The sequence below is a fragment of the Streptosporangium sp. NPDC001681 genome (assembly GCF_040298085.1).
GTDB lineage: Bacteria > Actinomycetota > Actinomycetes > Streptosporangiales > Streptosporangiaceae > Streptosporangium.
Genome location: NZ_JBEOZN010000079.1, coordinates 37,109 through 46,522, shown reverse-complemented (window position 1 = coordinate 46,522; position 9,414 = coordinate 37,109). Strand labels below are relative to the sequence as shown.

General features: G+C 71.3%; 7 protein-coding genes. 5 read left to right on the top strand and 2 right to left on the bottom strand.

Annotated features, from left to right (window positions below):
- Positions 1 to 85: 85 nt before the first annotated feature.
- Both ABT130_RS30350 and ABT130_RS30345 read right to left on the bottom strand, forming a co-directional pair.
- The gene (locus ABT130_RS30350; protein WP_350961037.1) at positions 86 to 3,304 is read right to left on the bottom strand and encodes a penicillin acylase family protein; all 3,219 of its coding nucleotides are present in this window, start codon (positions 3,302 to 3,304) and stop codon (positions 86 to 88) included.
- A gap of 156 nt (positions 3,305 to 3,460) precedes the next feature.
- Positions 3,461 to 4,237, bottom strand: a complete 777-nt coding sequence (locus ABT130_RS30345) for an IclR family transcriptional regulator (protein WP_350921961.1) — start codon at positions 4,235 to 4,237, stop codon at positions 3,461 to 3,463.
- A gap of 126 nt (positions 4,238 to 4,363) precedes the next feature.
- Here ABT130_RS30345 and ABT130_RS30340 point away from each other — a divergent pair, with 126 nt between their 5' ends.
- The 5 genes from ABT130_RS30340 to ABT130_RS30320 are packed head-to-tail and all read left to right on the top strand — an operon-like array spanning position 4,364 to position 9,374.
- Entirely contained in the window at positions 4,364 to 5,353 is a 990-nt protein-coding gene (locus ABT130_RS30340; RefSeq protein ID WP_350961034.1) for an ABC transporter substrate-binding protein, read from the top strand.
- Positions 5,346 to 6,362 (top strand): ABC transporter substrate-binding protein, encoded by a 1,017-nt coding sequence (locus tag ABT130_RS30335; RefSeq protein ID WP_350921957.1) that lies wholly within the window; start codon positions 5,346 to 5,348, stop codon positions 6,360 to 6,362. The genes ABT130_RS30340 and ABT130_RS30335 overlap by 8 nt, the downstream gene beginning before the upstream one ends.
- A complete protein-coding gene (locus ABT130_RS30330; RefSeq protein ID WP_350921954.1) occupies positions 6,359 to 7,192 on the top strand; it encodes an ABC transporter permease in 834 nt (277 codons plus the stop codon). Before ABT130_RS30335 ends, ABT130_RS30330 begins: the two co-directional genes overlap by 4 nt.
- On the top strand, positions 7,189 to 7,911 hold the full coding sequence (locus ABT130_RS30325) for an ABC transporter ATP-binding protein (protein WP_350921952.1): 723 nt from the start codon (positions 7,189 to 7,191) through the stop codon (positions 7,909 to 7,911). Before ABT130_RS30330 ends, ABT130_RS30325 begins: the two co-directional genes overlap by 4 nt.
- Entirely contained in the window at positions 7,908 to 9,374 is a 1,467-nt protein-coding gene (locus ABT130_RS30320) for a zinc-binding metallopeptidase family protein (RefSeq protein WP_350961031.1), read from the top strand. The genes ABT130_RS30325 and ABT130_RS30320 overlap by 4 nt, the downstream gene beginning before the upstream one ends.
- Positions 9,375 to 9,414 lie beyond the last annotated feature (40 nt).

Here is a 9,414-nt window from a genome sequence, read left to right as displayed (position 1 = left end):
CNCGGGGACATCCGTCCAGGTGCGATGTTCGAGGTCGCCAACTGGTGACCGGTTGACGGAGCCGTCCGCTACCTCAGGGCGTGCCTTATCGGGGGTATACCTCCAGCTCGTAGAGGGAGTAGCCGTACGTCGTCCCGCGCGTGACGCCCTGCATGCGGACGTGGCGGGCGGTGGTCGGGGTGAACGTCACGTTGTCCACACCGCCGTTTCCGGCGGTGGTGGAGTAGACGGTGGTCCAGGTGGAGCCGTCGGTCGAGGTCTGGATCGAGTACGCGGCCCCGTAGGCCGCCTCCCAGCGCAGGATGACCCTGCCCACGGTCGTGGCGGAACCGAGGTCGACCTGGAGGTACTGGTTGTCGCTGGACGAGCTCGACCAGCGGGTCGTCGGGTTGCCGTCGACGGCCCTGCTCGCCGGGTAGAGGAGCTGGTTGCTCGACGACTTGGCCGTCCTCCCCTCCGCCAGGTTGGTGATCGCGTCGCCCCGGCGGGCCGGGAAGGACAGGACCTGCTGGTAGGTCGGCCGGTTCTGCCAGGAGATCAGCGAGTGCGTGATCCCGCCGAGCGGCGACTGCTCGACGGCGTCGGCGCACCACTGGTTGCCCGCCGCGCACACGTCGTCTCCGGGGTAGGTCGTCGCCGCGGGCTCGGCGAGCGCCTCCGACAGGCTGTTCAGCAGGACGGTGCGGCAGCCGGCCACCGTGCCGTCCCCGCAGTACCTGGCGGGCAGCGGCCCGGTGACCTGGTCACCGAGCACGCTCCTGAGGTCCTTGCTCACATAGCCCCACCAGCCGTACTGGAACGCCGAGCCCTTGTGCGCCTGAGCCTCGTTCGCGGAGGTGGGCAGGGTGGACTGGTCGCCCTGCTGATGGCCCGAGGGGGACTCGTTGATCTGGAGGGCGTTGACCAGCGACTGGTACAGGCCGTCTCCCAGTCCCGGCTTGAACTGCGCGCGGACCAGCCTGGGCCACCACGAGTCGAACGCGCGGATCGCGTCGGCATGGGCGTAGGCCTTGCTGCCCGGCGAGGTCTCCAGCCGCCTGGAACCCGACGACGTCCAGGCGGAGAGCTTGGAGACCGCGGAGGCGAGGGCCGGGTCGGTCACCGCGGCGCTGTTGATCACCCGGAGCAGGTCGGGCAGCACCTTCTTGCCCCGCAGGTCGGTCACGCCGGCCTCCGCCATGATCTTCACGGTGCCGGCCTGGTCGAGCTTGCCGCTTCCGGTCAGGGCCGCCTTGATCGGGGCGTCCAGCAGGTCGGCCCGGTGGACCGGCCCGAAGCTGAAGTTGCCGTCCGCGGCGCCGTAGTCCTTGGCCTGCTTGTTGTTCCAGCTGACGAAGTAGTCCTGGTTGACCGCCTGCGGGTGGGTGGCGGGAGCGGTGTAGGTCGCGCTGTTGGTGGCCGGGTCGTAGCCCGCCCACTCATGGGCCGCGTCGGCGGTCATCGGCAGGTTCGGGTCGGAGACCGAGGACCTGACCGGGGTGCTGCCCGACATGAAGTACGCCGAGTCGGTGGAGTTGACGTAGAACCAGTTGAACGCGAAGCCGATGGTGGCGGCCGAGTTCTTGAAAGCCGTCGCGTCGCCCATGGCGGCCGGGTCGTTGAACATCTGGAAGCCGATCGCCGAGTCGACCTCGTGGTGGTAGGTCGACCGCAGCGTGGTGAAGGCGGTGGGCTGCCCGCCGACCGTGCCGCGCCAGCTCACCAGCCCGTACTTGGTGCGCTGGATCACCAGGTCGTACGAGCCGGCGGGGGTGGAGTCGGCGACCGTGGGCTTCCAGGAGTTGGTCTTGCGCAGCGTCTCCATCGCGGTGCAGACGCCCCGGTAGAGGTAGTGGTTCGACGCGACGGTGGCCGCGCCGCCGCCGGGCTCGCAGAGCTGCAGGGCGTAGGTGTCGGTGATGTCCTGGCCGCTGGAGGTCGCGCTCCAGGCGTAGTCGGTGCCCCTGCCGAGCAGCACGTAGAGGTTGAGTCCGGCGAAGGCCGCGCCGCGCGCCCGGATGCCGGGGCCGGAGAGTTCCTGGAGCATGAGCAGCTGGGGGGCGAAGTAGCCGGTCTGCGGGCCGAACACCGCGACCGGGTGCCCGGTCTTCGACTTGGCCGCCGAGACCACCACGGCGTTGGACATGCCCGGCTTGGAGTTGTCGACGAGCAGCCCGTCCAGCATGCCCTTGGCGGTCAGGGCCGAGGCCGGGGTGGTGGCCGACCCGGTCCTGTTCTCGACGATGTTCACCGGCGCCGTCGACGGGTCGGGGAGGACGACTCCGGTGGCTCCGGCGGGCGCGTTCCCCGCGGGGAAGCTCTGGCCGTCGTGCAGGGTGAGCGTCGTCTCCGGGTCGTTCTGCGCGCGGAACGCCGCCCAGACCTGGTCGCCGACCGTCGTGCCGTACTTGGCGCGGGCCGCGACCCGGACCAGCGCGGACTGCATCTCCGCACCGCCGCCGCCGCCGAACAGGCCGCCGATGACACCGGAGATCGCCACCAGGTCGGTCATGGTGAACTTCACCGGGCCGCCCGCGTTGGTGATCGCGTCCATGTGCCCGGTCAGCACGTACTCACCGGGGCAGTCCCGGTTGGCCATGCAGGTGTCGATGTAGGCGTTGATGCCGGCTATGTAGTGCTCGACGTCGGTGTAGAGCTGCGCGCCCCGGGGGCCGGCGTTCCGCAGCCTGGTGATCTGCGCCTGCAGGTCCGCCTCGGTGTACGGGGCGTTGCGCCAGGCGCTCTGCTCCAGTTCCCGGTTGCCCGGCGCGCCTCCGGCGAACGAGGTCAGCTCACCCCGGCCGACGTGCCGCATCAGGTCCATCACCCAGAGGCGGTTCTGCGCGCCCGCGTACCCGGCGCCGAACATCGTGCCCTCGCGGGTGGTCCCGGTGATGTGCGGGGTGCCGGTCGCCTTGTCACGGACGATCGTCACGTCCGAGCGGGGGCTGATGGTGCTCTCCACCTGCCCCTCGGGGACGCCGAACGAGGCGTCGTTGAAGAAATTGGCGATCTGGTCGTTGGTCAGCCCGGTGTAGCCGGAGAGGAGGTTGGCGTACTTGCCGAGCTGGTCGTCGCTGTGCTTGGGCTTCGTCCCCAGCGACTGGTGGGCCAGGATCCCGGCCAGGGTCGCGTTGCCGTTCTGGCCCGGGGGCAGGATGTCGGCGCACTCGCCGAGGCAGTAGTCGTCGGGAGGGTAGGCCGCCGCGGCCGTGACCGCGGACGTCGGTACGGATGCGGATGCCGGTACGAGGGGGGATGTCAGCGCGAGGGCCATCAGCAGCGCGGAGGCCGCCGTGATCGTCCGCCTGAGACGTGCATGCATAGGAGAATCCCTAAAACATGAGGCATACTCGGATGTTGCTAGGAACATACGTTCCGGACCAACGGCGAATCAATGGCCGGTGTGATAATCGTCTGCGCCGGTTCATGACTCGCCGTCAGTGCGGCAGGTCGAAGCCGGGGTGCCGTGCCCGCCGGATCACGAGTGCCAGCGGCGTTCGGCGGGAGGCAGCAGGAGCACCTCCAGGACGCGGGCGCAGGCGCGGGCCTGCTTGACGAACCAGGGGATTCGCGCGTCGCTGATGAGCCGGGGCGTCGCCCGTACGGCGAGGGCGTAGCGGGCGCGGTCGGCGCGGTCCAGAACGGGGACCGCGACGGTGCGGACGCCCTCCGAGGACTCTTCGTCGTTGAGAGCGTGGCCACTCTGGCGCACCTGGTCCAGCTCGGCGCGGAGGGCGGCGTGGTCGATGATCGTCCGCTGGGTCTGGGCCTGGAGCGGGCCGAGCGCGGCGAGGTCGCCGTTCCCCGGCGGCGCCCAGGCGAGCAGGACCTTGCCGAGCGCCGTCGAGTGGAGCGGGCGGTGCAGGCCGACTCCCCGGTCGGGGTTGAGGGAACCCCCGGCCAGGATGACCGCGTGCGGGCCGTTGCGGACCGCCAGATCCACGGTGGCCGAGGTGACCCGGGCGAGTTGCCCCAGCTCCGGGGCGACCTTGTGCAGGCCGCGCCGGTGGAAGGAGAGCTGACCGAGTTCGGTGATCGAAGGACCCAGCCGGTAGCAGGCGGTCTCGGTGTCCTGCTCCAGGAATCCGGTGTCGAGCAGGCTGCGGGCCAGCCGGTGCGCAGTGGAGGTGGACAGGTCCGTCCGCCGGGCGAGCTCCGAGACGGTCAGCGCGGGCTCGCCCTCGCGGAAGCAGTTGAGTATCCCGACCGCCCGCAGGACCGACTGGACACCGTCCACGCGGCTCGATGCCGTCATGCGGGAATCTCCTTCTCTCGGGTGGGGAGGGATATGAGCAGGTAGCAGCGGTCAGCGGCGCAAAGGTTTCCCGCATCGCGGGACATACTTTGCATTTCCTACCAATTTACTAGCAAACTCTTTCGCATGACCACAGCTGCGCCAGACACGATCTGGTTCACCCGGTGTCCGGTGCCCACCGCGACCGGTGTCGCCGCCGACCGGGGCTGGCTCACCGAGGAGTTCGCACCCGACGGGATCGGCGTCCGGTCCCTGCAGGACGCGGCGGCCGACGTCTCCGCCGACCACCACTTCACCCACGAGCTGACCGGCCTGTTCCGCGAGGGCGGGAACGTCCCCGCGCTCTGGGCCCGCTCGCGCGGCGAGGCCACCCGGCTCATCGGCCTGACCTGGATCGAGGAGCGCCAGGTCATCCTGGTCCGCGGCGGCAGTGGTCTGGAGAGCCCGGAGCAGCTCAAGGGTCTACGTCTGGCCGTCCCCCGGCACCGCCTCGCCATCGACTTCTGGCGGGCCATGGCGCTACAGGGCTTCCGGGGCGCGCTCTCCCTGGCCGGACTCGACCTGGGCGACGCGGACCCGGTGGACGTCGAGGCTCCCCCGGGCGGCGGACAGTGGGAGGCCGAACTGGCCGCCCTGGCCCGCGGCGAGGTCGACGCGGTCTATGTCAAGGGCGCGCTCGCCGTCGAGGCGGCCCTGCGCCACAACGCCGAGGTGGCGGTCGACCTCGACGCCGTTCCCGACCGGCGGGCGCGGATCAACAACGGGACGCCGCGCCCCATCACCGTCCACCAGCGGCTGCTCGACGAGCGCCCCGACCTGGTCACCCGGTTCCTCGCGGTGCTCCTGCGGGCGGCCGACTGGGCGGCGGACCACCCGGCCGACGTCACCAGGATCCTGGGCGCCGAGACCGGCGCGGGCTCGGCGGGAGTGGCCGGCGCCTACCACTCCGGTGCCTCCCTCCACCTCGACCTGTCCGCGGAGCGCCTGGAGTTGCTCGCCGAGCAGGAGCGGTTCCTGCGCGGCCACGGCTTCCTGGAGTCGGCGGTGGACGTCGCCACCTGGGCCGACCACACCCCGCTCGCCAATGCCCGATCCCACGGAGAATCCCATGCGTAGACTCGCCCTGGCCGCCGCGCTCCCCCTCGCCCTGCTGGTCGCGTGCGGCTCCACTCCCTCGGCGGACACCTCGGCCGCCGCCGCGCCGGATGCCAAGGCCGAGCCGGTGGTGGTGCGGATCTCCGATCCGGGCAACAGCGGCTTCCTGGCGGTGGCGAAGAAGGACGGCAGCCTCGACGCCGCCCTGGCCAAGGTGAACGCGAAGGTCCAGTGGGCCGGAGACTTCTCCGTCTTCGCTCCGGCGGCGCAGGCCATCAACGCCGGGTCGCTCGACATCGCCGTCGGCTCGATCACCTCGGGCGTCACGGCGCTGGCCGTCAAGCCCAGCTTCAAGATCTTCGCCACCGTCCCGCCGGACCTCGCGGGCGAGGGGATCGTGGTCAAGAAGGACTCCCCGATCAAGTCCGTGGCCGACCTCGCCGGGCACACCGTGGCGGTCGGCCACGGCGGCACCAGCGAGTACCTGCTCCTCAAGGCGCTGCGGACGTTCAACGTGCCGGTCGAGAAGGTCAAGCGGGTCTACCTGGCCCCGCCGCAGACGGCGCCGGTCTTCGGCTCCGGCAAGGTGGACGCCTGGTCGACCTTCTCCACCTTCCTCATCCCGGCCGTGACCAGCCTGGACGCCCGCATCCTGGCCAGCGGGGCGGAGATCGAGTCGGACAACTACGTCATCTACGTCGCCGCCAACACCCTGATCGACAAGCACCCCGAGGTGCTGAAGGCGCTGTACGCGTTCATCGAGGAGGGCACCGCCAAGGAGAACGCCGACCCGGCGGCCTACCTCAACGTCTTCACCTCCGCCGGGCCGCAGGCCGTGACCGGCGCCCAGCAGGACCTGGTGGTCCAGATCCAGAAGCAGGGCAAGCCCGCCCAGCCGGTGACCGCCGCCGAGATCGCCAAGTACCAGGAGGTCGCCAAGTTCTTCCTCGACCAGAAGGTCCTCACCGCCCCGCTGGACGTCTCCCAGTACGTCGTCGACGTCACCTCACTGCCGGACGCGGCCTCATGACGGTCCTGACCGGACAGGAAACGGCGGGGCTCGTCCCGCCGGACCCGCCCAGGAACACCGGCCGCCATCCGGCGGCGAGCCTGGCCCTGCGCGTCCTCGGCCCGGTCCTGCTCGTCGGGCTCTGGTACGCGGGAACCGCGTCCGGAGTGATCACCCCTGACGTGCTGGCCGGTCCGCAGGAGGTGGTCAAAACCTTCGGCGAGCTGTGGGCCGACGGGCAGATGCAGGAGGCGCTGGGTGTCTCGCTCACCCGCGCGGGCCTCGGCCTGCTGCTCGGCGCCTCCACCGGGCTGGTCATCGGGGTGCTGTCCGGGCTGAGCAGGCTCGGCGAGGAGCTTCTCGACTCCTCCATGCAGGCGCTGCGTGCCATCCCGTTCCTGGCGCTGACCTCGCTGTTCATGGTCTGGTTCGGGATCGAGGAGACCTCCAAGATCCTGCTGATCAGCGTGGCCTGCACCTTCCCGATGTACATCAACGTCTCCAGCGGGGTGCGCAACGTCGACCGCAAGGTCGTGGAGGCCGCCCGCTCGTTCGGGCTCGGCCGCCTCGCTCTCGCCAGGGAGGTGGTGCTGCCGGGCGCGCTGCCCTCGATCTTCGCCGGGCTGCGGCTGTCGACCACGCTCAGCGTGGTCGCGCTGATCGCCGCCGAGGAGATCAACGTCACCGCCGGTCTGGGATACCTGATGGCCAGGGCCACCGACTACCTGCGCACCGACATCCTCGCCCTCTGCGTCATCCTCTACGCGCTGATCGGGCTGACCGCCGACGTCATCCTCCGGCTGGCCGAGCGGTTCACCATGCCATGGCGGAAGGCGGTGGCGGCCCGATGAGCCTGGCCGTACAGACCACGGACCTGCGCAGGGTCTTCGGTGACCGCGCCGTACTGGACGGGATCGACCTGCGGGTACGGCGCGGTGAGTTCCTCGCGCTGCTCGGTGCCAGCGGCACCGGCAAGACGACGCTGCTGCGGATCCTCGCCGGGCTGGACGCCGCCACGAGCGGGACCGTGCTGGTCCCGCCGGTGCGGACCGTCGTCTTCCAGGAGCCTCGGCTGATCCCCTCCAAGCGCGCGCTGGCCAACGTGATCCTCGGGCAGGGCCGCGGCGCCCGCGCCAAGGGCCTGGCGGCACTCGCCGAGGTGGGCCTGAGCGGCCACGCCGACGCCTGGCCCGCGACGCTGTCCGGCGGCGAGGCGCAACGGGTCGCGCTGGCCCGCGCCCTGGTCCGCGAGCCCGAGCTGCTGCTGCTCGACGAGCCGTTCGCCGCGCTCGACGCGCTGACCAGGCTGCACATGCAGGACCTGATCGCCGAACTGTGCGCCAGGCATCGCCCCGCCGTGGTGCTGGTCACCCACGACGTCGAGGAGGCCATCCTGCTCGCCGACCGGATCGTCGTGCTCCGCGAGGGCGCGTTCGTCACCGACCTGACCGTCGAGCTGGACCGCCCCCGCGACCGGGTGGACGGCGACTTCGTGGCGCTCCGCCGCCGCCTGCTCGCCGACCTCGGGGTCTCCGCCAAGGAGCCCGGACACGTGGGAGTGGCGCGGTGAGCACGGAGAAAACCGCGCTGAACTGGATCGACGCGAACGAGCCCGTGCTGACCGGCCTGTCGGACACCATCTGGTCGTACGCCGAACCGTCGCTCCGCGAGTGGCGCTCGGCGTCGGCCACCGCGACCCTGCTCCGCTCGTACGGCTTCGCGATCGAGTGGGGCACCGCCGGATTCCCCGCGGCCTTCGTCGCCACCCGCGGCGGGCGCGGCCCCGTGCTCGGGTTCAACGTGGAGTACGACGCGCTGCCCGGCCTGTCCCAGCACGCGGGCGTGCCGTACCACGACCCGATCGGCTACGCGGGCGACCCGCTCTACGGCCCCGCGTACGGTCCGGGGCACGGCTGCGGGCACAACGCGCTGGCGGCGGCGTCGGCGGGCGCGGCCATCGCCGCCGCCGTCGCGCTCGGCGACCGCGCGACCGTAAAGGTCTTCGCCTCCACCGGCGAGGAACAGCTGGTCGGCAAGGCGTACGCGGTGCGCGACGGCGCCTACGACGGGCTCGACGCCTTCCTGGACTGGCATCCGGCACCCGTCACGGCGACCGGCTGGAACGTCACCAGCGCGCTGATCTCCGGGACCTTCACCTTCCTCGGCTCGGCCGGGCACGGGTCCGACCCGCTGGGCACCAGGAGCGGCCTGGACGGAGCCCTGCTGCTGACCACCATGATCGAACACCTGCGCGCCGCGAACGTCTCGCCGTCCGGCCGGGTGAGCTACACCCTCAGCGGGGGTGGCGCCCCGAACGTGACACCCGACGTGCAGACGGTCTGGGTCTACGTCCGCGAGGCGACCCACGAACGCGCCAGGACCCTGTACGACAAGGTCGTCGAGTGCGCCGGGGCAGCCGCCACGGCCGGCCGGACCCGGCTGGAGCACCGCCTGGTGACCGCGATCCGGCAGGGGCTCGGCAACCGGGCCGGGGCCGAGTTGCTGCATCACACCATGTCCGAGCTGGGTCCCGCTCGGTTCACCGACTCAGACCACGAGTTCGCCCTCCGCCTCCAGGCCGCGATCGACAGGCCGCGGATCGGGCTCGCGACCGGGATCGCACCGCTCACCCCGCCGCCGGAGACCGACCTCGGCGGCCCGTCCAGCGACACCTCCGAGGTCGGCTGGCAGGCCCCGCACCTCAGCCTGGTCGCGCCCGTGGTGCCGCTCGGCGTACCGCTCCACTCCTGGGCGGCCACCGCGTCGACCGGCACGAACATCGCCCACCAGGGGTTGCTGGCCGCCGCCCGCTACCTGGCGGCCACCGCGGTCGCCCTGGTCGAGCAGCCGGAGACGCTGGCGGCGATCCGGAACGAGTTCGACGCGCGGGAGCCCTGGCACAGCCTGCTGCCCGCCGACGCGACTCCCCCGCGCTACCCGCCGCCGCCCGAGTTCCTGAAGGAGACCGGACAGGAGTTCACCCTCCCCGCGCTGCCTTTTCCCGTCTCCACCGAGCCTCTAGGAAAGATCTGACATGGCTGTCCCATCGATTCCGGCCAGTCCGCGAGAACGC